This window comes from Mycobacterium sp. E2238, from assembly GCF_001672665.1.
Taxonomy (GTDB): domain Bacteria; phylum Actinomycetota; class Actinomycetes; order Mycobacteriales; family Mycobacteriaceae; genus Mycobacterium.
This window is the reverse complement of record NZ_LZKF01000128.1, coordinates 16,118-38,493: the sequence shown is the minus strand read 5'-3', so window position 1 is coordinate 38,493 and position 22,376 is coordinate 16,118. Positions and strand designations below refer to the sequence as shown.

Sequence of the window (22,376 nt, the reverse complement as noted above, 5' to 3'; positions counted from 1 at the left end):
ATCAAGCATTTCGCCGACACCAAGAACCTGCTGATCAACGCCGTCGACGCGGTGGGACGGCTCAGCCAGGCCGCCGACCAGTACCTGTCGGAAGCCCGCGGGCCGCTGCACACCGACCTGCAGGCGCTGCAGTGTCCGCTCAAGGAGCTGGGCAAGGGCTCGCCGTACCTGATCGGCGCGCTGAAGCTGATCCTGACCCAGCCGTTCGACATCGACACCGTGCCGAAGATCTTCCGCGGCGACTACATCAACATCTCGCTGACGCTCGACGTGACCTACAGCTCCGTCGACAACGCGTTCCTCACCGGCACCGGATTGTCGGGGGCGCTGCGGGCGCTCGAGCAGTCGTTCGGGCGCGATCCCGAGACGATGATCCCCGACGTCCGCTACACGCCGAACCCGAACGACGCGCCCGGTGGGCCACTGGTGGAAAGGGGGGACAGGAATTGCTGACTCCTTTCATCAGACGCCAGTTGATCGCGTTCGGAATCCTGACGGTCATCTCGCTGCTCGTGCTCGGGGTGTACTACCTGCAGATCCCGAGCCTGGTGGGGATCGGCCGATACACGCTGAAGGCCGAGTTGCCCGCGTCGGGCGGCCTGTACCCGACGGCGAACGTCACGTATCGCGGCATCACCATCGGCAAGGTCACCGATGTGGAGCCGACCGAGCGGGGCGCCGAAGCGACGATGAGCATCGACAGCCGCTACAAGATCCCGACCGACGCGACGGCCAACGTGCACTCGGTGTCGGCCGTCGGTGAGCAGTACCTGGACCTGGAGTCGACCGGGAACCCGGGCAAGTTCTTGTCGAACGGTCAGACGATCACGAAGGGCACGGTGCCCGCCGAGATCGGGCCGGCGTTGGACACGGCCAACCGCGGGCTCGCCGTGCTGCCCAAGGACAAGATCGCCCAATTGCTCGACGAGACAGCGCAATCCGTGGGTGGGCTGGGTCCGGCCCTGCAGCGGCTGGTGGACTCCACGCAGGCGATCGTCGGCGATTTCAAAACCAACATCACCGACGTCAACGACATCATCCAAAACTCGGGCCCGGTGCTGGACAGCCAGGTCAAGTCGGGCGATGCCATCGAACGCTGGGCGCGCAACCTGAACAGGCTGGGCGCGCAGTCGGCGCAGGAAGACCAGCACGTGAAAAGCGTGCTGCGCCAGGCGGCGCCGACGGCCGACCAGGTCAACGAGGTGTTCAACGACGTGCGGGATTCGCTGCCGCAGACGCTGGCGAATCTCGAGGTGGTGTTCGACCTGCTCAAGCGCTACCACACCGGCGTGGAACAGGTCCTGGTGTTCCTGCCGCAGGGCGCGTCGATCGCCCAGACGGTGGCCGCGCCGTTCCCCAACATGGCGGCACTGGACCTGGCGCTGTCGATCAACCAGCCGCCGCCGTGTCTGACCGGCTTCATTCCGGCATCGGAGTGGCGGTCCCCGGCGGACACCAGCCTGCAGCCGTTGCCGTCGGGCACGTACTGCAAGATTCCGATGGACACCCCGGCCAACAGCGTGCGCGGATCGCGCAACATCCCCTGTACGGACATCGAGGGCAAGCGGGCGGCCACCCCCCGGGAATGCCGCGACCCCCACCCGTACGTCCCGGCCGGGACCAACCCCTGGTATGGCGACCCCAACCAGATCCTGACCTGCCCGGCCCCCGCGGCGCGGTGTGACCAGCCGGTGAAACCGGGTCAGGTGATCCCGGCACCGTCAATCGACAACGGCCTGAACCCGGCGCCCTCGGACCGGGTGTCGGGTACGCCCCCGCCGACCAGCGATCCCTTGTCGCGGCCGGGGTCGGGTACCGTGCAGTGCAACGGCCAGCAGCCCAACCCGTGTGTCTACACCCCCGGTGGACCTCCCGTGGCGGTCTATAGTCCCCAAAGCGGTCAACTGGTAGGGCCAGACGGGGTTAAATACTCCGTCGAAAACTCAGCCAGAACAGGAGACGACGGATGGAAGGAGATGCTGGCGCCAGCCGGCTGAACCCCCCACCGATGCCGAAGCTTCGTCGTCTGCGCAGACGGCGTCCGAAGAACCAGGATCCGGCGGTCGCCGCCGACCCGACCAATCCCGACGTGACGGCCGAGGGTTCGGCCGAGCCCGAGGACGCCACCGAGGCGACCCGCGCCGACGGGACGGGCTCGATCGATGAAGCGGCGACGGCCGGGGAGCCGTCGGTCGGCGAGGCAACCGCAGCCGAACCGGCGGAACCCGAGGCCGCGACCCAGGAGACCCCTGCCGAAACCGCCGCCGAAACCGCCGCCGACGAGCCGCCGGAATCCGAGGCCGAACCCGGCGTGCTCGCCGGACGGCGCCCGTCGCGGTTGGGCCGCGGCTGGTTGGCCGGCATCGCCGCTGTGCTCGTGCTCTGCGCCGCCGGCGTGGGCGCCGGCGGATACTTCGCATTGCGTTATCACCACGACAGCCAGGTGATAGCCCGCAACGACGCCGCGGCGCTCAAGGCCGCCGTCGACTGCGTTTCGGCGACCCAGGCGCCCGACACCAACGCGATGGCGGCGAGTGAGCAGAAGATCATCGACTGCGGCACCGACGCCTTCCGCTCGCAAGCCCTGCTCTACACCAGCATGCTCGTTCAGGCGTACCAGGCCGCCAACGTTCACGTCCAGGTGTCGGACATGCGGGCGGCGGTCGAACGCAACAACCCCGATGGTTCGGTCGAGGTGCTCGTCGCGGTCCGCGTCAAGGTCGCCAATGATCAGACGCAGAACGAAACCGGGTACCGCCTGCGGGTGAAAATGGCCCAGGCCGAAGGGCAATACAAGATAGCCAAGCTCGACCAGGTGACGAAGTGACGGTGGTGGTCGACAAGCCACCGGCCACGGCCGTCCAGGAGTCCCCGCGGAAGGTGTTGGCGCCCTGGCACATTCGCGCCGGCGCACTCGCCGTCGACGTCCTGCCCGGCGCGGCGGTGGTGGCGACGATGGCGCTGGCCGGTTTCACCGTTCCGGCCGGCGGCGTGTGGTGGTGGCTGTGCATCGCGGTGATCGGGGTCGTCGTCCTGCTGATGTTGGTCAACCGGCTGCTGCTGCCGACGGTCACCGGCTGGAGCGTGGGACGGGCGCTGTTCGGCATCGCGGTGGCGCGGCGCGATGGCGAACCCATCGGACCGTGGGGGCTGCTGCTGCGGGACATGGCGCACCTGCTCGACACCGTATCGGTGGTGGGATGGCTTTGGCCGCTATGGGATTCGCGGCGCCGCACCTTCGCCGACATGCTGCTGCGCACCGAAGCGCGGCGCCGGGAATCGGCCGAGCCGGCGTTCGACGTGCGGCGGTGGACGGCGGTGGTGGTGCTGGGCGCGGCGGGACTGTGCCTCGCCGGCGCGGTGTTGAGCTATGCGGCGGTGTTCTCGCGGGATCGGGCCACCGACCAGACGCGTGCACAGCTCGACACGCAGGGCCCGAAGATCGTCGCGCAGATGCTGACCTACGACCCGAAATCGTTGCACGACGATTTCAATCGCGCCCTGTCGTTGGCCACCGACAAATATCGGAAGCAGCTGGCGGACCAGCAGGACATGGTGCAAAAGGGCAACCCGGTCATCAACGAATACTGGGTGACCGACCACGCGATCCAGTCGGCGTCGCCCGATCGGGCGACGATGCTGATGTTCATGCAGGGCCGGCGCGGCGCGGCGCCCGATGAACGCTACATCTCCGCCACCGTTCGGGTGACTTTCGTCAAAGACGGCGGCGGCCGTTGGCTCGTCGACGACCTCACGGTGCTGACCAAGCCCAAACCGCCAGGGGGCGGAAAATGAGTCCCCGCCGCAAGTTTCAGCCGGGCGAGGAGCCGCTGCTGGTCGCGCGCCCGCTGCCGCCGGGGCGGCCGTGGGGCCTGCCGTTGGCCACCGCCCTGGCCGCGCTCGTCATGACGGCCGCGATCACGGTGTGCACCCTGATGCTCATCAACCATGAAAGCCGCGAGCGCGCCGCGTCGAAGAATCGCGAAGTGCTCAGCTACGTGACCGGCTTCATGACGCAATTCACCTCCATCGATCCATTCCATGCCAACGACTATGTGACGCGGGTACTCGCCCAGGCGACCGGTGACTTCGCCAAGGAGTACCGCGACAAGGCGAATGAGATCTTGCTGCAGGTGGCGCGGGCCGAACCGGCCACCGGCACCGTCCTGGACGCGGGGGTGGAGCGATGGAACGACGACGGCAGCGTCACCGTCATCGTGGCCACCTCGGTCAGCTCGAAGTCGCCGGACGGTAAACAAGTCTGGGAGAACGCCAACCGGTGGACGGCGACCGCTACGCAGGAAGGAAAGCAGTGGAAGATCAGCAACCTGCAGCAGGTGATCTAGCCGCCGCCGAGGAGGCGGCGACCGAGGAAGCTTCGGCCGAGGAGCGCGCCGGGTCAGCGGATGCCGACGAAGACGCCTCTGCCGCAGCGGAATCCACGACCGATGATGGTGACGCCAAGCCGGCCGAGTCGCAACCCGCCGGGCGCAAACGACGCAAATGGCTGGCCGGCAAGCGGATGGCCATCACCGTCATCGTGGCCGCTTTGCTGTTCGTCGGCTCGGCGGCGTTCGCCGGCGCGGCGGTGCAGCCGTATCTGACCGACCGTGCCGCCGCGGCGACGAAACTCAAAGTGGCGCGGACCGCGGCAGACGCGATCACCACCCTGTGGACGTACACGCCCGAGAACATGGACACCCTCGCCGACCGCGCGTCCCGCTACCTCAGTGGGGATTTCGAGGCTCAGTACCGTAAGTTCGTCGACGCCATCGTGGCTCCCAACAAACAGGCCAAGATCACCAACCACACCGACGTCACCGGCGCGGCGGTCGAGACCATCGATGACGCCAATGCCGTTGTCATCGTGTACACCAACACCACGTCCACCAGCCCGCTCACCAAGAACGTGCCGTCACTGAAGTACCTGTCCTACCGGCTGTTCCTCAAGCGCGCGAAGAGCCGCTGGCTGGTGACCAGGATGACGACGATCACGTCGCTGGATTTGACGCCGCACCTCTAGCGAGGTCTGCTACGACCCATGGCTGTTTCCTCGCCGGTGTCGGAGCGGTCGACCGTCGCGGCGTTGCTGCTGTTGACCTTCGCCACCGGCCTGGCTGACTCGATCAGCATCCTGGTGCTCGGCCACGTGTTCGTCGCCAACATGACGGGAAACGTTATCTTCCTGGGGTTTTGGCTGGCGCCCAGGACGTCCATCGATCTGACGGCGGTCGTGGTGGCGTTGCCCACCTTCGTGTGCACCACGATCGTCAGCGGCGGGATATCCCGACACTTCGCCGACCGGACGTTGCGGTGGATCACCACCGTATTGGCAACGGAGATCATCCTTTTGGTGGCGTTGGCGACGCTGGCCGGCACCGGGATCCTGCGGTATCACGACAACACCAAGCTGATCATGATCGGCGTCCTCGCGGTCACGTTCGGTCTGCAGCATTCCAGCGCCCGCCAGTTCGGCATCCAGGAGCTGTCCACCACGGTGCTGACGTCGACGATCGTCAGCCTCGGTCTGGACAGCCGCCTGGCCGGCGGCACGGGCGACCGGCAAACGTTGCGTCTCGGCGTCGTGTTGACGATGTGTGCCGGCGCATTCCTGGGTGCGACCATGTCACGATTCGTCGTCGCGCCGGTGTTCGCCGTCACGGCCGCGGTGGTGGCCGCCAGCCTGCTGATCTTCCGCTTCGGCCGGGCTAGTTGAAGGCCAGCCAGCTGGGCAGCGCACGCTCGTGCGAATCGCAGAGCACCTGCCGGGTGTCGCACGAGCCCCGCGGCGAACCCGCGCCGGCCCACATGCCGCCGGTGTCGCGGCGCAACACGATGGCCGACGACCCGCCCCCGTCGAGCAGGATGGCGTTGTCGCTGCCCAGGCCGCGGAACAGGTCCTGCATGTTGTCCGGTGTGTAGCTGCCGCCCTCGAAGACGTACATCTCGTCCTTTTGCCGCGAGTACGCCAAAGCCGTTCGCGCGGCGCTGGGTCCGCCGTCGTGAAGCTGTCCGGTCTGCCCGGGCGCTAACAGCCCGATGCCGGATACCGCCACGAACCGCTCGTTCTTGTTCAGCAGATCCTCGACCACGGGAGTCGCGGAGTCGTAGTCGCTCTTGGTCTTGGGCCACACCACGTACGGCGCGCCGCCGGACGGCAGGATCATGGTCGTCAGGGCGCTCCAGCTTTCCCCGCCTCCGGAGAGCCCCTGCTTGCCGGGGTAGGCGACGGTGCCGGTGACGGCCTGGTTGGCTCGGCCCTGGCCGTGGGTGTTGTCCACGAAGGCGCCCAGCGGTGAGCTGCAGCCGGTCTGGCGCCAAGACCCGGCCTTCTGCCCGCGCACGTCGAAGAAGTTCGCGTTGATCGCGATCGTCGGTTGGCCCATCCGCTGCCACGCTTGCAGTGGCGCATAGAGTTCCGATGCCTGCCAGAGCCCCTCAGCTGTGCGGGCCCCGGGATTGTGCTCACAGCGGGCCTGATCGCCCTGATGGGTGTCCACGAGCAGGTGGGGCGAAAGCCGTCCCGCCGCATTCTTGATGATCATCAGGTGGCCGCCATTGCTCATCTCATACCAGCTACCGCCGGCGTTGAGCATCGGCGCGGGGTGACCCGGGCCGAAGTTGTAGACCAGGTAGGAACCCTTGGTGGTGTTGATGGCGTTGGCGAGCAGATCGCGGCCGTCGGCGGCGTGCGCGGCCGGCTGTCCAGTGGTGCACGCCAGGGCGACGCACGCGACTACGGCGGTGCAGCCGGACACCATCCGGCGCAAGCTGGCGCGTCGGGTCAGCACGATCGCCCTTTCCGCCCTGGTGTGGATGCAACATCAACATCATTAGTCACATCCGTCACACTGTCAATCTAAATAACGGGCGGATGACGCTCTGGCGGCGTTCGAATTACGTTTGCTCGCTTGAGCTTTCGGGCTCGGGGGCGACCGCCCGCTCGTGCTTGCCGCTTTGGCCGGCCTGGTGTTGCGCTTGGTGTTCCATGGCGATCGCCATCTCGACCGCCCCCTGAATCCGGTGGAATCCCTTGCGGTCGTAGAGGTGCGTGACGATGCCGCCCAGCAGCAGGCCGATCACGAGACCGATCGACGTCATGATCAGCGCCTGCGATATTCCGGTGTCCGCGCGCGCCTTGAAGTACAGCAGCGACCGGGCGCCCAGGAAAACCTGGTGCATGGGCTCGAATTCGGCCAGCCAGCGGAAGAAGGGCGGCGTCGCCTCCAGCGGTACGGTGGCCCCGGCTGACGGCAACCCGAGGATCACGAAGATCAGCATGCTGACCAACAGGCCGCCCGTGCCCAGCACCGAGAGCAGCGAGCTGGAGGTGATGCCCACCGCGGCGATCGCAAACACCCCGAACGCCCACAGTTGCCAGCCAAGATCGATGGGCATGCCGAGCCCGTGGGCGATGGCCAGGTAGACGGCCGAGGTGAGCAGCCCCAGCAACACCATGATCGCCCACTTGAGCAGCAGCGTCTGGAAGCGCGAGATCCTGACCTGCTCGGCGAAGCGATACACGGGGCCGAATTCGGCGGGCACGTAACCGAGCAACGCGTCCACCAGCGTGCTGACCACGATGCTGCCGGTGAACCCCGCAAGCAGGAGCAAGAGCGCGTAGTAGAAGGCCGACAGCCCGTTGCCGGTGCCGTTGGGCAGCGGGTTGTACGCGGTCGACTCGATTTCGATCGGGGAGGACAGGCCCTCCTCCGCGGCACCGGCGAGCGGAGCGCCGCCCGTCTGCGCCTTGACTTGCGCGATCAGCCGTTCGCCCACCTCGCCATTGGCCTGGCCCATCGCCATGTTCAGGGTCTGGCCGGCGATGCTGGAACCCATCGTTCCGGCCCGCGGGTTGGTCGAAATCGTGATCACGGGCCGTTCCGCAGGCCCGGGCAGTAACGCACTCGTCCCCAGGTCGCGCAGCTTCGACGAGAAGCTCGGAGGTATCAGCACCGAACCGTACACCTGGCCGGTGTCCAGCTGATGCCTGGCCGCGTCACGGGTGAGCACGCGGACGTCAAACTTGTTCTTGTCCAGACCGTTCACCAAGCGGCTGGTCAACTCCGCGCCCCCCGGCCCGGCATCCTCGTTCACCACCGCGACGGGGAAGTGCCGCAGGTTGGTCATCGGGTTCAAGATGCCGCCCAGGTACAGCGCGCACAACGCCGCCATCAGCGCCAGCGTGATGACGAGCGGCGCTGCCCAGAACCGCACGGTCCGCACCGCTTTGATGTTCCGGTTGGGATTCGGCGCCGCGTGCTGCGGTCGCGATTGAGACATGCCGGCTCCTGTCTGTCACGCCCACTCTATGGGCTCAGTCGCCGAGCTTCGCGTGCATCTCCCAGACCAGTAGTTCCGACGGCTCCTTCGCCGTCACCCGCCGGCCGGCACCGTCGGTGAACCGAACGGCGTCACCCTCCCGCAGGTCGCCCACACCTTCGCAGGTGGCCGCGCCCCGGGCCAGGTATAGGTGCAAATAGGGCGCTTGGGGGAGGCTCACCGCGTCACCGGTCCGCAACCGCGCAGCGTGCAGCGCGGCATTGCGGTTGTGCAGGGTGATCGCCCCGTCTTGCCCGCGCATGCCCGAGGCGACCGTCACGAGTGTGCCCTCCAGAACGTTCGCGTCGATCTCGCGCTGTTGATAGCCCGGGGCGATGCCGGCCTCGTCGGGGACCACCCACATCTGCACGAAATGCACTGGCTGCGTGGAGGAGTCGTTCTTCTCCGAATGCAGGATCCCGCTGCCCGCCGACATGCGCTGGGCGAGGCCCGGGTAGATGACGCCGCTATTGCCGATCGAGTCCTGATGTGCCAGTTGACCCCGCAAGACCCAGGTCACGATCTCGATGTCCCGGTGCGGATGCGTGTCGAATCCGGTTCCGGGCGCGACGATGTCGTCATTGTTCACCAGGAGTAGTCCGTGGTGGGTGTTGTCCGGGTCGTAGTGGTCGCCGAACGAGAACGAGTGCCGGGAGGTCAGCCAGGGCGTGGTGGTGACCGCCCGCGCGTCGGCGCGACGAACCTCCGCGTGGGCCGCCATGCCGTCAGCCTAATCGGCGGCGCGGTCAGGCCACCGTCGCGGTGAGTAGCCCCTGGGCATGCCGGAGGGCGGCGTCGAGCTCGGGCAGGGTCAGCGCGGCGGGCCGGCCGAGGTGGATCTCGATCTGGTACTCCGGCTGGCCGTCCGGCCCGAAGATCGGCAGGACAACGAATTCAGCTGCGGCCAAATCACTTTCGAGCGTATCGGTCACGGATTGCAGCGTCACCATCGTCATCAGGGTGGTGAGCTGGCGGGTGACCCGGGCCGTCGGCTCCAGGGAAGCGAGCACGTCCACCAGCCGGTTGTGCAGCGACTGGTGGGTGTCGTCGAAGCGCCAGGCCCCGTACCCACGGGCGCGGATATCGGCGAGCACCCGCTGATGTTGCGCGATTTCCGCCCGGGTCAGTCGCGGCATCACTCGTTGCAGCCAGGCGTGGACGAAGTCCTCCTCGCGCCAGGCCATCGCCACGAGGCCGAACGGCGGGTCGATGGGGAAGCGCTGGCCGACGGCCTGCCCGCCGTCGGTGCCATGGCCGACCGCGTCGACGGTGGTCAGGTGGCGGCCGCCGATTCTCGACATCGAGCAGCCGGCGCCCAGCGTCTCGTGCAGGAACCGCAGCGCCTCGCGGCCCCGGTCCAGCAACGGGAACTGCTCGCGCAGACCGTGCACCAGCCCGAACAGGCCGCTGCCCAGCACGTACCGGCGATCTTCGCGGCGTGCCACCCAGGCCCGCCCCTCCAGCTCGGCCAGGACCAGGGCGCAGGTGGAGGTGCTGATCGCGCAGCGCTTCGCCAGCTCAGCCGACGCCAGCGCGTGTGGGGAATCCGCAAGCGCGGCAAGCACATCCATCACACGGGCGGTGGGCGGTGATTTGGCGGTTGACGTACCGATGCGCACCTCCCTACGATCCGTCCAAAATACAAGGACAACTGTCCTAATATTAGGAGAAAGTCCGTCATGATCAAGGTGGGAGTGTGGGGGCCGGGCTCCATGGGGGTGATCGCGCTACGCGGCGTGATCGACCACCCGGAGTTGCAGCTCGTCGATCTCGTCGTGCACAGCGACGCCAAGGCGGGCCGCGACGCGGGGGAGCTGTGCGGGACCGGGCCGGTCGGGGTGGTCGCCACCCAGGACCCGGCGGCGCTGCTCGCCGGCGAGGCCGACGCGGTGGTCTACGCCGCCGGCGCCAACCTGCGACCGCTGGAGGCCGTCGGGGACATGGTCTCGATCCTGCGGGCCGGTAAGAACGTGGTGTCGTGTTCGGTGGTGCCGCTGGTCTATCCCGACGGTGTCGACGCCGCTTTCACCGACCCGCTGCGCCAGGCGGCACGCGACGGCGGTGCGTCGTTCTTTACCACCGGGATCGACTCCGGGTTCGCCAATGACGTTCTGCCGCTGGTGCTTACCGGGGTTTCCCGGTCGATCGACTCGGTTCGGGTGACGGAGATGTTCAACTACGCCACCTATCCCGACCAGGCGGCGGTGTACGAGATTCTCGGCTTCGGCAAGCCGCCGGAGTACCAGGCGTTTGCGGCCCAGCCCGGGATGTTCACCTTCGGCTGGGGCCCCGTTCTGCACCAGCTCGCCGCCGGCCTGGGGGTCAAGATCGACAACATCGAGGAAAGCAACGAACGCATTCCCGCCGCCGAGGCCTTCGACACGCCCACCGGCCACGTCGCCGCCGGGACCATCGCGGCCATGCGCTCGACGTTGACCGGATACGTCGGGGGCAAGCCAACTTTCATCCTCGACCACGTGACCCGGATGCGCGACGACGTCGCGCCGGACTGGCCGCAACCGAACATCACGATCCCGCCGAAGGACCTCGGCTACGGGGCCGCGTCCGGACGCGGCCTGTATCGGGTGGAGATCGAGGGATCACCAAGCATGCGGTGTGAATTCGAGATGGCCGAGGACCACGACCACGACCTGGGTGCGCGCATCGCCGGCGCCTCGCGGATGGTCAACGCCATCCCCGCCGTCTGCGCGGCCCCACCCGGGCTGCTTTCGGCGCTGGATCTGCCGCTGACCACCGGGGCCGGGCTGGTCCGCCCGGTGGCGGGACCGCCGCCGGACAGCCGCCTGTTCTAGGGGCGGTCGCCGGGATAGGTGGCGGCCGCCAGCTCGAGGATCTCGGCTCGGTCCGCCGCGAGGATGAACCCGCTGCTGATCGACGCATCGAGGGCGGCGGTGAAGCGTTCCAGGTACTGCGCCATTCCCCCCGGGTAGAGCCGGCGCAGCGTGTCGGCGTCGAAGAGTTCGCCGGACCCGAAGAGCCCGGCCATGACGCCCCCGTCGCCGCCGAGCCCGGAAGTTCGTGCGACCGGCACGTCCACCCAGGGTGTTCGGACGCCGCCCAGCGCCAGGCCGTTGGCATCCGGAACGGGTAGCGGCCCATAGGCATCGCGCACCTGCATGGGCGCCGCGCTGGGCGCTGGAGCACCGGTGTCCACCCAGGTGTTCAGCGCGGCGAGCGCCGCCTGCACGACGTAGTGGTGCTGCGGGGCGAAGTTGATGTTATGTGAAAAGCGTTGGCCCAAAAGCACGTTGGTTGGCGCATAGGCCGCGACGAGGTGCGTGAGCGGTGCCGAGCCGCTGTCGATCGGCGCCACCTGGATGGTGTAGTTGTCGGCGTGCGCGGCGCCGGGAATCTCCCAGACGCGCAGCCATTGGTTGTCCGGTTGCCTGGCGAAGTAATAGCCCTCCCGTGCGCCCCCGAAGAGATCGGTCTCGGTGATGATCGTCAGCAACGGCACCCGCAGGTCCGGGCGGAACGCGACGGCCAGGGGTGTGCCGGTTCCATCGAAGATGGAGCTTCCGTCGAGCGGCGCGGCGGGGCCGAACCTGGAATGGACGAAGAAGCCGTCGTACACCGCGGCCAGCGGGTCGACCGCGTTGACGTAGGTGGTGAGGAACATCGCCGATTGCGACTCGCCCAGCGCCATGACGTGCCGGGCCCGCAGGTCACCCAAAAGCGTTGCGCCGCGGAGGCTTTTGATGAGGCTGCCGATTTGAGAAAAGATGTCGTAGGAGAAGGCGTCACCCGGATGGTGCAGGGGCGCGTAGCGCGTCGGGTCCTGGCTCTTCAGCGACATGTCGACCCCGAGCAGACTCGCGCCACCATCGATCCCGACGCGCTGGGCCGAGACGGCGATGTACGCGTAACCCGCGCGAATGATCTCCCGGTGCGCCATCATCCACACCGCGGGAGCGTCGAGACCGCCGCTCACGTTGAGCCATTCGACCAGCACCGTCCCGTTGAACCGCGCCGGATCCGCGGGTGTCAGCACCACCACGCGGGTGGTGTAATCCGCTGTCGCGGAGGTCGTTACGCTCCACCGCCCGTCGGACTCCAGCGCCGAGACGGGGGCGTAGGACGTAGCGGTCCCGGCGACGAAGAACTCCGTCGCGCGGTAGCCCACGTCGGCGAGGTCGAAAGCGCCCAGCAGCAGCAGGGGCCGCCCGGGTGCGGGTGTGACGTCGAGCGGGTCGGTCATAGCGAATCGGGCAGGCCGAACTTCGCGAACAACTTGTCGTCGAGGAAGGCAACCACGTGTGACACCCGGTCGCCGCGCACGTCCAGCACGTGCAACTGGAAGGGGACGTGCCGGTCCCCGGCGCGCATGTACATCGCGGCGCCGGGCTGGCCGTTGGCGACCAGCGGCAGGAGGCGCATGTCGCCGGGTGACTCGGCGGGGCATTGCTGGTGAATGAGGGTGACGATGTCCCGCGCACCCTGGTACCAACCGGTGTAGGGCGGCATCTCCCAGATCGCCTCGGCGGTGAACAGCTCCACCAGGCGGTCGATGTCGTAGGTCTCGAAGGCGGCGATGTAGCGGTCGAGCAGGTCCTGCGTCTCGGCCGCGTCCGGTGCCGCCAACCGGTCGCCGGCGCTGGGCCCGACGGCGTCCAGCTGGGACCGGGCGCGCTGCAGCAGGCTGTTGACGGCGGTCGTGGTCGTGCCGATCGCCGCGGCGACCTCGGCGGACTTCCACTGCAGCACGTCGCGCAGCAGCAGCACCGCCCGCTGCCGTGGCGAAAGATGTTGCAGCGCCGCGACAAACGCCAGCCGGACCGACTCGCGTGAGGACACGATGACCGACGGGTCGGCCGGGTCGTTCGTCAGGTCCGGGAGTGGCTCCAGCCAGGGCACCTCGCGGCGCTCCTGCAGCTCGGCGGTCGGGTCGGCGCTGGGTGCGCCCAGGCCGGTCGGAAGCGGCCGTCGTTGCCGCCCTTCCAGCGCGCTCAGGCAGGTGTTGGTCGCGATGCGATGCAGCCACGTCCGCATCGAGGACTTGCCCTCGAAGCGGTCGTAAGCTTTCCACGCCCGCAGCAGTGTTTCCTGAACCAAATCCTCTGCGTCGTGCAGCGACCCGGTCATCCGGTAGCAGTGGGCGAGCAGCTCACGGCGGTACGGCTCGGCATGCGCCGAGAAATCCCCGCCGACTTCCGCGCCGAGGTCGGAGTTCGCGGTGTTTTGCGCAAGCAGCCCCACAATGGGAGAGCCTACGACAGTGTCTGGCAGGGCGATCTGCACCGGGAGCCATTACGCTGCCCGTAATGACCAGGACCGTGCAGTGAACCGAGCCGAACGGAACTTCGACGGATCCGGTGGCGTGCGCATCGTTTACGACGTCTGGACACCCGACACCCCGGCACGCGCGGTGGTCGTCCTGTCGCACGGTCTCGGTGAATACGCCCGCCGGTACGACCACGTCGCGCGGCGTTTCGGCGAGGCGGGCCTGGTCACGTACGCGCTCGACCACCGCGGGCACGGCCGCTCGGGCGGCAAGCGCGTGCTGGTGCGCGACATCTCCGAGTACACCGCGGACTTCGACAGCCTGGTCCGGATCGCCAGCCGCGAGCATCCCGGTCTCAAGTGCATCGTGCTCGGGCACAGCATGGGCGGCGCCATCGTCTTCGCCTACGGCGTGGAACGGCCCGACAACTACGACCTGATGGTGCTGTCGGGGCCGGCCGTGGCGGCGCAGGATCAGGTGTCGCCGCTGATGGTGCTGGCCGCCCGCGTGCTCGGCGCCCTGGTGCCCGGCCTGCCGGTACAGGAGCTCGACGTCGACGCCATCTCCCGGGACCCCGCGGTCGTGGAGGCCTACAAGAACGATCCGCTGGTGTACCACGGCAAGGTCCCGGCCGGCATCGGTCGGGCCCTGCTACAGGTCGGCGAGACGATGCCGGAGCGCGCGCCTGCGCTGACGGCGCCGCTGCTGGTGGTGCACGGCTCCGACGACCGTCTGATCCCCGTCGCCGGCAGCCGGCGGCTGGTCGAGTGCGTGGGTTCCACCGACGTCCAATTGAAGGTCTACCCGGGGCTCTACCACGAGGTCTTCAACGAGCCGGAGTGCGATCAGGTGCTTGGCGACGTGATCTCGTGGATCACCGCCCGGCTCTGAGCCGAGGGTGTCGGATCGCTCACGTAGTTTGGCGCGTATGACTGACGACAAAATGCTGGCCCGCATCGCCGCGCTATTGCGTCAGGCCGAAGGCACCGACAATCCGCACGAGGCGGACGCCTTCATGAGCGCCGCGCAGCGGTTGGCGACGGCGGCCTCGATCGACCTGGCGGTGGCGCGGTCGCACGCCGCCAACCGCTCACCGGCGCAGGCACCGACCCAGCGCACGATCACCATCGGCAACGCGGGCACCAAGGGGCTGCGGACGTATGTGCAGCTGTTCGTGTTGATCGCCTTGGCCAATGACGTGCGCTGTGATGTGGCGTCGAATTCGACATTCGTTTACGCCTACGGGTTCGCCGAGGACATCGACGCTACGCACGCGTTGTACGCCAGCCTGGTCGTCCAGATGGTGCGGGCGTCGGATGCCTACCTCGCGTCGGGCGCGCACCGGCCCACCCCGACCATCACCGCGCGGCTCAACTTCCAGCTGGCCTTCGGCGCGCGGGTGGGCCAGCGCCTGGCGGAGGCGCGCGACGAGGCCCGGCGCGAGGCCACCAAGGACCGTCGGCGTCCGCCGGGCACCGCTATTGCGTTGCGGGACAAGGACGTCGAGCTACACGACTATTATCGGAGCGCGTCGAAGGCACGCGGTACCTATCAGGTGAGCCGGGCGACGGCCGGCTATTCGTCGGCGGCGCGGCGCGCCGGCGACCGCGCCGGTCGGCGGGCGCGGCTGGGCAACAGCCCCGAACTGCCCGGAGCGCGCGCCCCGCTGGGCCGGTGAGCCCGGAGCCATCCGCCAGGCGGGACTCACAGCGAGCCAGGGTGTACGCCGCCGAGGAGTTCGTCCGGACGCTGTTCGACCGCGCCGCCGAACACGGGTCGCGCGCCGTGGACTTTTTCGGCGCGCAGCTCACGCTGCCGCCGGAGGGGCGATTCGGCTCGGTCTCCGCCGTCCAGCGCTATGTTGACCAGGTGCTTTCCTTGCCGGCGGTGTGCCGGCGGTGGCCCGCCGTCCCGCCATTGCGGGTGCGCCCGCGCCGGGCCGCGACCGCCGCCCACTACGAATTTCGTGATGGCGCAGGCATTATCGCCGTCCCCGACCGCGACACCGCCGACTGGGCGCTGCGCGAGCTGGTGGTGCTCCACGAAGTCGCGCACCACCTGTGCCAGGCCGAGCCGCCACACGGCCCGGAGTTCGTCGCGACGTTCGGTGAGCTGGCGGAGCTGGTGATGGGGCCCGAACTCGGGCACGTGCTTCGGGTCGTGTACGCGAAAGAGGGTGTGCGGTGAGCTCGTTCGGCGGTGACGCCGACGCCCGGGCGCATGCGGTCGAAGCCCGGATGACCGACGACGAGCGATTCGCGCTGCTGGTCGGCGTGATGGATGCCGGTGAAATGTGGCCGGTGCGCGATGAGCGCATCCCACCGGAGGTTCCGATGAGCGCCGCCTACGTCCCGGGCGTTCCGCGGCTGGGCGTGCCGGCGTTGCTGATGAGCGATGCCGGGCTGGGCGTGACCAACCCGGGCTATCGCCCGGGTGACACGGCCACGGCGCTGCCCGCCGGGCTCGCGATGGCCGCCGGCTTCGACCCGACACTGGCCCGCGCCGCGGGTGAGGTGATCGGCCGGGAGGCCCGCAGTCGCGGGTTCAACGTGCAGCTCGCGGGGTCGATGAACCTCGCGCGCGACCCGCGCAACGGGCGCAACTTCGAATACCTCTCCGAGGACCCGCTTTTGACCGCGACTATCGCCGCGGAGTCGATCAACGGCATCCAGGGGCAACGTGTGATCTCGACGGTCAAGCACTTCTCGCTGAACTGCAACGAGACCAATCGGCACTTCTTGGACGCGGTCATCGACCCCGACGCGCATCGCGAATCCGACCTGCTGGCCTTCGAGATCGCCATCGAGCGAGCCCAGCCGGGTGCCGTGATGACCGCCTACAACAAGGTCAACGGAACGTACGCCGCCGCTAACGACGTCCTGATCAACGCGGTGCTCAAAGGTGCCTGGGCTTACCGGGGCTGGGTCATGTCCGACTGGGGGGCCACGCCGTCGTGGGAGTGCGCGCTGGCGGGGCTGGACCAGGAGTGTGGGTCGCAAATCGACGCGCTGCTGTGGCAGTCGGAGACATTCGGTGAGCCGCTGCGGGCCGCTCATGCGGACGGCAGGCTGACCCCCGAACGCCTCTCGGACATGGTCCGGCGGATCCTGCGGTCGATGTTCGCGGTCGGAGCCGACCGGGCCGAAGCCGCGCCCGCGCCGGACATGGCCGCGCACAACGAAATCGCGTTGCGGATCGCCCGGCAGGGAATCGTGCTGTTGACCAACCGCGGTCTGCTGCCCCTGGCGCCGGAGTCGACCGCGAGGATCGCCGTCATCGGCGGATATGCGCACATCGGGGTGCCGGCCGGCTACGGGTCCAGCGCCGTCGTCCCGCCGGGCGGCTACGCGGCCGTCATCCCGATCGGCGGCTCGGGGCTGGAGGCCGGGCTACGCAAGCTGCACCTGCTGCCGTCCAGCCCCCTGGACGATCTGCGAAAGCAATTCCCCAGCGCCCAAATCGAATTCGATCCCGGCGTGAGTCCCGCCGAGGCCGTGTTCGCGGCGCGACGTGCCGACATCGCCATCGTGTTCGCGATCCGCGCCGAAGGGGAGGGATTCGACACCGCCGACCTGTCGCTGCCCTGGGGACAGGACGCGCTGATCTCCGCCGTGGCGGACGCCAACCCCAACACCGTCGTGGTGCTCGAAACCGGCAACCCGGCGAGCATGCCCTGGCGGGATTCGGTCCGGGCCATCCTGCAGGCCTGGTATCCGGGGCAGTCCGGCGGCAGGGCCATCGCGGAAGTACTTGCCGGCCAGGCCAATCCATCGGGAAGGCTGCCGATCACCTTTCCGGTTGACCTGGGCCAGGCGCCGCGCCCGGAGCTGCCGGGACGCGACGCCCCGTGGGGCGTGCCGAGCACGATCGACTACGTCGAGGGATCCGATGTCGGCTACCGCTGGTTCGCCACCACCGGCGAGACCCCGATGTTCGCCTTCGGTCATGGCCTGTCCTACACCGACTTCGAGTATCGTGATCTGACGGTCACCGGCGGGGACACGGTGACCGCCAGCTTCAGCGTCGTCAACATCGGCAGCCACGCCGGCGCCGACGTCCCGCAGCTGTACCTGACCGCCGCTCCGGACCGAAAATGCCTGCGGTTGCTGGGATTCGAACGAGTCGAGCTGGAACCGGGCGCCACGCGCCGCGTCACCATCGAGGCGGATCCGCGCCTGCTCGCCCGCTACGAAGGCAGCGCGGGAAGCTGGCGCATCACGGCGGGCGGTTATCTGGTCGCGGTCAGCGCGTCGGCGGTCGCGCCGCGGCTGGCGGCGACGGTAGAGCTCGCCGGTCGTACGTTCGGACGCTGATCCGCGGCCGCTGGCCGCATCGAGTGTGCGTTCACGGTTTTGACCGTGCGCTCAGGGTTGCTCCCCCCGGCGTGTCGCCGCCGTGGACGCACACTCGACGCGCGCCTCAGCGGGCTACTTGACGGGGGTCAGCTCGTCGCCGCAGGTGCAGCGGTACGGCTCGCCCGAACCGGAGCAGTGGCAGGGTACCTCGATGCGAACGCGACACCCGCAGCCCTCGTGGCCGCAGGTCAGTTCGGTGCCTGCTTCGTAATTTGCCATTTCACTCACCCATTTCTTTGTCGTGGACTCTTACGGCTGTGATCGACCACAACGCCACTATATACCCCCCATGGGTATCCGGTAAATGGTCGTGACCCGTCCGATACCGATCGGACCGTCACTGCCGGGGCGGCCTCGCGCGGCTAGCGTTGACCACATGACGCAGAAACCGACCCCCCAAGACGTGGACGCTTTTCTGGACAACACCGTGGTTGGCGACGACCCGGCCCTGCGCGCGGCACTGGAAGCCAGCGACGCCGCGGGGTTACCGCAGATCGCCGTGTCGGCCCAGCAGGGCAAGTTTCTGAGCCTGTTGGCCGGGACCACCCAGGCGCGGCGCATCCTCGAGATCGGCACGCTGGGCGGCTTCAGCACGATCTGGCTGGCCCGCGGTGCCGGCCCGCAGGGCCGGGTGGTGACGCTCGAATACGAACCCAAGCACGCCGAGGTCGCGCGGGCCAACTTGGAGCGGGCGGGTCTCGCCGACCGGGTGGAGGTGCTAGTGGGCGCCGCACTGGACACGCTGCCGACGTTGAACGGCGGCCCGTTCGACCTGGTGTTCATCGACGCCGACAAGGAGAACTATGTCGCGTACCTGCAGTGGGCGGTCCGGCTGGCCCGTCCCGGCGCAGTCATCGTGGCAGACAACGTCATTCGAGAGGGGCAGGTTTTGGACCCGCAAGACAACGCCCAGGCGCGGGCGGTGCGCGAGACGCTGGAGCTGATGGGTGAGCACCCGCGACTGGACACGGCGGTGATCCAGACGGTGGGGGCCAAGCGCTGGGATGGCTTCGCGCTTGCGCTGGTGCGCTAGCGCCGATCAGCGGGGCCGAGGTCGGCGACCGCCTGGGCGGCGGAGGTGAGTTCGCCGATGCGCAGCGCGGTTTCACCGGCGTACAGCGCCGCGCGGTCCACCGACGCATCGGGCATCGTGGCGAGCGGTGCCAGCGGGGTGAACAGCGGGCGGCCCGCCGACTGCAGGCGCATCAATGCGCCGGCGTCGAAATAGCCCAGCGCGGCCATCGAGCGGCTGGCCGCGTTGACGGACGCCGGCAAAGCCTTTGCCCAGCCGTCGTCGCGGCACCAGCGCCGCGTCGCGGCGTTGGGCACGACGCGATGCCGCAGCGGCCAGCTCAGTCCGAAGAGGTTGGTCTCGATCGTCTTGTCCGCCTGGGCTACTCGGCGCTGATACTCCCGGTTGGCGTTGGCTTCGTGCGTCATCAGGAATCGCGTGCCGGCGACGACGCCGCTGGCGCCCGCCGCCAGGGCGGCCCGGGTGTCGGCGCCGGTGGCGATACCGCCGGCGAGAAACACCGGGCGACCGCCGGCCGCCGCCAGCGCCTGCGGCAGGAACCGCAGTGCCGGCATGGTGCCGACGAGGTGGCCACCGGCCTCGCGGCCCTGCGCGATCAAACCATCGGCGCCCCAACCGATGGCGGCGCCGGCCTGTGCCGCGGTACCGACCATCACGAAGACGAAGATGCCGGCATCGCGAAGGTGCGCGACGAGTCCCCGCTTCTCACCGAACGCCAGCACGACGACGTCGACGCCGGCGTCGACACAGACCGCGACGTGCGAGCGGTGCACGAACGGCATCAACAGGTTCACTGCGATAGCCCGGCCCGGCGCCCGCTCCCGAACCTGATCGATGGCCGCCCGCAGTTGGCGCGGCGTGGCCAGGCCCAGGGTGCCGAGGCCACCCGCCTGGGCGACCGCACCCGCCAGCGCCCCGCCCGCCAGGCCGCCGCCCATACCCGCCTGCGCGACCGGAACATCCAGGCGCAGCCGGTCCGCGATGTCCACGTCTTACGACGCTACGCGCCAGGCCAATCCGTCCTCTGGCGGGCTCGATTTCGTTGCTGGCGCGGCGCGATCGAGCGTAATCTTGACGGCAGATGGATGGGTGCAGACGGCCCACAGTGGTTGCTACACAACGGGCTTGCTGCATAACAGAAAGGTCACAAAATGAGTACAGTCCATTCATCAATCGATCACCACCCGGATTTGTTGGCTCTGCGCGCGAGCTATGACCGCGTCGCCGAGTCGATGAGTGCGCACGTCACCTTCGGGCTGGCGTTGCTGACCGGCCTGTATGTGGCCGCGTCACCGTGGATGGTGGGTTTCAGCGCGACGGGATCGCTCGCCACGTCCAACCTGGTTGCCGGAATCGCCGCGGCGTTCTTGGCGTACGGGTTCGCCACGGCGCTCGACCGCGCACACGGCATGACCTGGACGATGCCGGTGCTCGGTGTGTGGGTCATCGTCTCGCTGTGGATTCTGCCGGGTGTGGCGCTGACCGCGGGCATGATGTGGTCGAACATCGTCGCCGGTGCGTTGTTGACGCTGTTGGGTCTCAACGCGACCTACTTCGGCAGGCGCACACGCGCGGCGGCCACCCATGCATAGTTTCCAAACCCGTTGAGCGAAGCGGCGATCGGAGCTAACCGCAGACCGCGCCGTTCGCCGCCGAGCTCACCAGCTTGACATACTTCGCCAGTACGCCGGTCTGGTAGCGCGGCGGGGGAGGAGCGAAACCCTTTCGCCGGGAATCGAATTCGGCCGGATCGACCAGGACGTCGAGGACCCGGTTCGCAACGTCCAGGCGGATGGGGTCGCCGTCGCGCAGGAAGGCGATCGGCCCGGCGTCGACCGCCTCGGGTGCGATGTGGCCGACGCACAGGCCGGTCGTCCCGCCGGAGAAGCGGCCGTCGGTCAGCAGCAGCACGTCCTTGCCCAGGCCGGCACCCTTGATCGCGCCGGTGATCGCGAGCATTTCCCGCATTCCGGGTCCGCCCTTGGGGCCCTCGTAGCGGATCACCACGGCATCGCCCTTGGTGATCGTGCCGTCCTCCAGCGCGTCCAGCGCGGCGCGCTCACCGTCGAAAACCCTTGCCGTGCCCTCGAAGACGTCGGAGTCGAAGCCGGCGGACTTGACCACCGCGCCCTCGGGCGCCAGCGACCCACGCAGGATCGTGATGCCACCGGTCGGGTGGATGGGATTGTCCAGGGCCCGCAGTACCTTGCCGTCCGGGTCGGGCGGGTCGATCGCGGCCAGGTTCTCCGCAACGGTCCGGCCCGTCACGGTCAGGCAATCGCCGTGCAGCAGGCCCGCATCCAGCAGCGCCTTCATCGCCACCGGAACGCCGCCGATCTGGTCGACGTGCGACATGACGTGGCGGCCGAACGGTTTGACGTCGGCCAGGTGCGGAACCTTCGAACCGATCCGGCTGAAGTCGTCGAGCGACAACTCGACGTCGGCCTCGTGTGCGATCGCCAGCAGGTGCAGCACGGCGTTGGTCGACCCACCGAACGCCATCACCACCGCGATGGCGTTCTCGAACGCTTCCTTGGTGAGGATGTCGCGGGCGGTGATGCCGCGGCGCAGCAACTCCACGACGGCCTGGCCGCTGCGGCGGGCGAACCCGTCGCGGCGGTAATCGGTGGCCGGCGGGGCCGCGCTGCCGGGCAGCGACATGCCGAGGGCCTCCGCGGCGCTGGCCATCGTGTTGGCGGTGTACATGCCGCCGCACGCACCCTCGCTGGGACAGATCGCGCGCTCGATGGCGTCGACGTCCTCACGGGACATCAATCCGCGGGCGCACGCGCCCACGGCCTCGAACGCGTCGATGATGGTGACCTCGCGTTCCGTGCCGTCGGACAGCTTGGCTCGCCCGGGCAGGATCGAGCCCGCATACAGGAACACCGCCGCCAGATCCAGCCGGGCGGCGGCCATCAGCATCCCGGGCAGCGACTTGTCGCACCCGGCCAGCAGCACCGACCCGTCGAGGCGCTCGGCCTGCATCACGGTCTCGACGCTGTCCGCGATCACCTCGCGCGACACCAGCGAGAAGTGCATCCCCTCGTGGCCCATCGAGATGCCGTCGGAAACCGAGATCGTCCCGAACTCGAGCGGGTAGCCGCCGGCCGCGAACACCCCTTCCTTGACCGCCTTGGCGAGCCGGTCCAGCGAGAGGTTGCACGGGGTGATCTCGTTCCATGACGACGCCACCCCGATCTGCGGCTTGGCGAAGTCCTCGTCACCCATGCCGACCGCCCGCAACATGCCGCGCGCGGCGGCCTTCTCCAGGCCGTCGGTTACGTCACGACTGCGCGGTTTGATGTCGGCGGTTCCGGTCGCATCGGGTGTGGTGGCCATCCTGCAAGTATGCGTGAACTGGACGGACGGTAAATCCGCGGGTCATACCCGGGCGGGGTATAAAGTGGATTGGTGGCGCCGG

At 68.5% G+C, this 22,376-nt stretch carries 22 protein-coding genes and 1 pseudogene; 14 read left to right on the top strand and 9 right to left on the bottom strand.

The window, feature by feature from the left end:
• From A5711_RS10875 to A5711_RS10845, 7 genes and pseudogenes are all read left to right on the top strand, one after another.
• Positions 1 to 453, top strand: a pseudogene (locus tag A5711_RS10875) (mammalian cell entry protein); the annotation flags it as partial.
• Positions 447 to 1,997, top strand: coding sequence for a virulence factor Mce family protein (locus tag A5711_RS10870; protein WP_067946285.1), 1,551 nt, complete (start codon positions 447 to 449; stop codon positions 1,995 to 1,997). The pseudogene A5711_RS10875 and the gene A5711_RS10870, both read left to right, overlap by 7 nt.
• Entirely contained in the window at positions 1,967 to 2,827 is an 861-nt protein-coding gene (locus A5711_RS10865; RefSeq protein WP_067946283.1) for an Mce protein, read from the top strand. The genes A5711_RS10870 and A5711_RS10865 overlap by 31 nt, the downstream gene beginning before the upstream one ends.
• Complete coding sequence (locus tag A5711_RS10860) at positions 2,824 to 3,795, top strand: RDD family protein (RefSeq protein ID WP_067946281.1); 972 nt, start codon at positions 2,824 to 2,826, stop codon at positions 3,793 to 3,795. The genes A5711_RS10865 and A5711_RS10860 overlap by 4 nt, the downstream gene beginning before the upstream one ends.
• Positions 3,792 to 4,346, top strand: coding sequence for a mammalian cell entry protein (locus A5711_RS10855; protein ID WP_067946279.1), 555 nt, complete (start codon positions 3,792 to 3,794; stop codon positions 4,344 to 4,346). Before A5711_RS10860 ends, A5711_RS10855 begins: the two co-directional genes overlap by 4 nt.
• On the top strand, positions 4,313 to 5,023 hold the full coding sequence (locus A5711_RS10850) for a mammalian cell entry protein (protein ID WP_067946277.1): 711 nt from the start codon (positions 4,313 to 4,315) through the stop codon (positions 5,021 to 5,023). Before A5711_RS10855 ends, A5711_RS10850 begins: the two co-directional genes overlap by 34 nt.
• A gap of 18 nt (positions 5,024 to 5,041) precedes the next feature.
• Positions 5,042 to 5,716 carry a YoaK family protein gene (locus A5711_RS10845; RefSeq protein WP_067946275.1) on the top strand — a complete coding sequence of 225 codons (675 nt, stop codon included), beginning with the start codon at positions 5,042 to 5,044 and terminating at the stop codon, positions 5,714 to 5,716.
• On the opposite strand, the gene A5711_RS10840 is transcribed toward A5711_RS10845, so the two are convergent.
• The 4 genes from A5711_RS10840 to A5711_RS10825 form a co-directional block, all read right to left on the bottom strand.
• Complete coding sequence (locus A5711_RS10840; protein WP_156673163.1) at positions 5,709 to 6,818, bottom strand: phosphodiester glycosidase family protein; 1,110 nt, start codon at positions 6,816 to 6,818, stop codon at positions 5,709 to 5,711. The two genes, A5711_RS10845 and A5711_RS10840, sit on opposite strands and share 8 nt — an antisense overlap.
• A 79-nt stretch (positions 6,819 to 6,897) precedes the next feature.
• On the bottom strand, positions 6,898 to 8,283 hold the full coding sequence (locus A5711_RS10835; protein WP_067946271.1) for a YhgE/Pip domain-containing protein: 1,386 nt from the start codon (positions 8,281 to 8,283) through the stop codon (positions 6,898 to 6,900).
• A gap of 34 nt (positions 8,284 to 8,317) precedes the next feature.
• Positions 8,318 to 9,043: a pirin family protein gene (locus tag A5711_RS10830; protein WP_067946269.1), complete on the bottom strand. Its 726-nt coding sequence runs from the start codon at positions 9,041 to 9,043 to the stop codon at positions 8,318 to 8,320.
• 25 nt (positions 9,044 to 9,068) lie between these two features.
• Complete coding sequence (locus A5711_RS10825) at positions 9,069 to 9,893, bottom strand: MarR family transcriptional regulator (RefSeq protein ID WP_067946291.1); 825 nt, start codon at positions 9,891 to 9,893, stop codon at positions 9,069 to 9,071.
• 108 nt (positions 9,894 to 10,001) lie between these two features.
• On the opposite strand from A5711_RS10825, the gene A5711_RS10820 reads away from it, so the two are divergent.
• The gene (locus tag A5711_RS10820) at positions 10,002 to 11,135 is read left to right on the top strand and encodes a dihydrodipicolinate reductase (protein WP_082973964.1); all 1,134 of its coding nucleotides are present in this window, start codon (positions 10,002 to 10,004) and stop codon (positions 11,133 to 11,135) included.
• Here the strand turns inward: A5711_RS10820 and A5711_RS10815 are convergent.
• Positions 11,132 to 12,541, bottom strand: a complete 1,410-nt coding sequence (locus tag A5711_RS10815; RefSeq protein WP_067946267.1) for an alpha/beta hydrolase domain-containing protein — start codon at positions 12,539 to 12,541, stop codon at positions 11,132 to 11,134. The genes A5711_RS10820 and A5711_RS10815 overlap by 4 nt on opposite strands.
• On the bottom strand, positions 12,538 to 13,539 hold the full coding sequence (locus A5711_RS10810; protein WP_067946265.1) for a sigma-70 family RNA polymerase sigma factor: 1,002 nt from the start codon (positions 13,537 to 13,539) through the stop codon (positions 12,538 to 12,540). The genes A5711_RS10815 and A5711_RS10810 overlap by 4 nt, the downstream gene beginning before the upstream one ends.
• Positions 13,540 to 13,621: 82 nt before the next feature.
• On the opposite strand from A5711_RS10810, the gene A5711_RS10805 reads away from it, so the two are divergent.
• The 4 genes from A5711_RS10805 to A5711_RS10790 are packed head-to-tail and all read left to right on the top strand — an operon-like array spanning position 13,622 to position 17,877.
• Positions 13,622 to 14,455: an alpha/beta hydrolase gene (locus A5711_RS10805; protein WP_067946262.1), complete on the top strand. Its 834-nt coding sequence runs from the start codon at positions 13,622 to 13,624 to the stop codon at positions 14,453 to 14,455.
• 37 nt (positions 14,456 to 14,492) lie between these two features.
• Entirely contained in the window at positions 14,493 to 15,242 is a 750-nt protein-coding gene (locus A5711_RS10800) for a DUF2786 domain-containing protein (RefSeq protein WP_067946260.1), read from the top strand.
• Positions 15,239 to 15,751, top strand: a complete 513-nt coding sequence (locus tag A5711_RS10795; RefSeq protein WP_067946258.1) for a TIGR04338 family metallohydrolase — start codon at positions 15,239 to 15,241, stop codon at positions 15,749 to 15,751. Before A5711_RS10800 ends, A5711_RS10795 begins: the two co-directional genes overlap by 4 nt.
• 50 nt (positions 15,752 to 15,801) lie before the next feature.
• Positions 15,802 to 17,877: a beta-glucosidase gene (locus A5711_RS10790; protein ID WP_067946287.1), complete on the top strand. Its 2,076-nt coding sequence runs from the start codon at positions 15,802 to 15,804 to the stop codon at positions 17,875 to 17,877.
• A gap of 114 nt (positions 17,878 to 17,991) precedes the next feature.
• Here A5711_RS10790 and mymT read toward each other — a convergent pair whose 3' ends face one another.
• On the bottom strand, positions 17,992 to 18,138 hold the full coding sequence (gene mymT, locus A5711_RS26265; RefSeq protein ID WP_073877879.1) for a metallothionein MymT: 147 nt from the start codon (positions 18,136 to 18,138) through the stop codon (positions 17,992 to 17,994).
• Positions 18,139 to 18,295: 157 nt separating this feature from the next.
• On the opposite strand from mymT, the gene A5711_RS10785 reads away from it, so the two are divergent.
• Complete coding sequence (locus A5711_RS10785; protein ID WP_067946256.1) at positions 18,296 to 18,952, top strand: O-methyltransferase; 657 nt, start codon at positions 18,296 to 18,298, stop codon at positions 18,950 to 18,952.
• Here the strand turns inward: A5711_RS10785 and A5711_RS10780 are convergent.
• On the bottom strand, positions 18,949 to 19,941 hold the full coding sequence (locus A5711_RS10780) for a nitronate monooxygenase family protein (RefSeq protein ID WP_067946254.1): 993 nt from the start codon (positions 19,939 to 19,941) through the stop codon (positions 18,949 to 18,951). The genes A5711_RS10785 and A5711_RS10780 overlap by 4 nt on opposite strands.
• Before the next feature lie 162 nt (positions 19,942 to 20,103).
• On the opposite strand from A5711_RS10780, the gene A5711_RS10775 reads away from it, so the two are divergent.
• A complete protein-coding gene (locus tag A5711_RS10775) occupies positions 20,104 to 20,544 on the top strand; it encodes an SPW repeat protein (protein WP_067946252.1) in 441 nt (146 codons plus the stop codon).
• 34 nt (positions 20,545 to 20,578) lie between these two features.
• Here A5711_RS10775 and ilvD read toward each other — a convergent pair whose 3' ends face one another.
• Positions 20,579 to 22,294, bottom strand: coding sequence for a dihydroxy-acid dehydratase (ilvD, locus tag A5711_RS10770; protein ID WP_067946250.1), 1,716 nt, complete (start codon positions 22,292 to 22,294; stop codon positions 20,579 to 20,581).
• Positions 22,295 to 22,376 lie beyond the last annotated feature (82 nt).

What these genes read in the sequence shown, in the direction of transcription:
- A5711_RS10855 (WP_067946279.1), top strand. Translation starts at nt 3,792, where the DNA reads ATGAGTCCCCGCCGCAAGTTTCAGCCGGGCGAGGAGCCGCTGCTGGTC.
- A5711_RS10790 (WP_067946287.1), top strand. Translation starts at nt 15,802, where the DNA reads ATGACCGACGACGAGCGATTCGCGCTGCTGGTCGGCGTGATGGATGCC.
- A5711_RS10825 (WP_067946291.1), bottom strand. Translation starts at nt 9,893, where the DNA reads ATGGATGTGCTTGCCGCGCTTGCGGATTCCCCACACGCGCTGGCGTCG.
- A5711_RS10820 (WP_082973964.1), top strand. Translation starts at nt 10,002, where the DNA reads ATGATCAAGGTGGGAGTGTGGGGGCCGGGCTCCATGGGGGTGATCGCG.
- mymT (WP_073877879.1), bottom strand. Translation starts at nt 18,138, where the DNA reads ATGGCAAATTACGAAGCAGGCACCGAACTGACCTGCGGCCACGAGGGC.
- ilvD (WP_067946250.1), bottom strand. Translation starts at nt 22,294, where the DNA reads ATGGCCACCACACCCGATGCGACCGGAACCGCCGACATCAAACCGCGC.
- A5711_RS10775 (WP_067946252.1), top strand. Translation starts at nt 20,104, where the DNA reads ATGAGTACAGTCCATTCATCAATCGATCACCACCCGGATTTGTTGGCT.
- A5711_RS10800 (WP_067946260.1), top strand. Translation starts at nt 14,493, where the DNA reads ATGACTGACGACAAAATGCTGGCCCGCATCGCCGCGCTATTGCGTCAG.
- A5711_RS10865 (WP_067946283.1), top strand. Translation starts at nt 1,967, where the DNA reads ATGGAAGGAGATGCTGGCGCCAGCCGGCTGAACCCCCCACCGATGCCG.
- A5711_RS10830 (WP_067946269.1), bottom strand. Translation starts at nt 9,043, where the DNA reads ATGGCGGCCCACGCGGAGGTTCGTCGCGCCGACGCGCGGGCGGTCACC.
- A5711_RS10835 (WP_067946271.1), bottom strand. Translation starts at nt 8,283, where the DNA reads ATGTCTCAATCGCGACCGCAGCACGCGGCGCCGAATCCCAACCGGAAC.
- A5711_RS10785 (WP_067946256.1), top strand. Translation starts at nt 18,296, where the DNA reads ATGACGCAGAAACCGACCCCCCAAGACGTGGACGCTTTTCTGGACAAC.
- A5711_RS10845 (WP_067946275.1), top strand. Translation starts at nt 5,042, where the DNA reads ATGGCTGTTTCCTCGCCGGTGTCGGAGCGGTCGACCGTCGCGGCGTTG.
- A5711_RS10815 (WP_067946267.1), bottom strand. Translation starts at nt 12,541, where the DNA reads ATGACCGACCCGCTCGACGTCACACCCGCACCCGGGCGGCCCCTGCTG.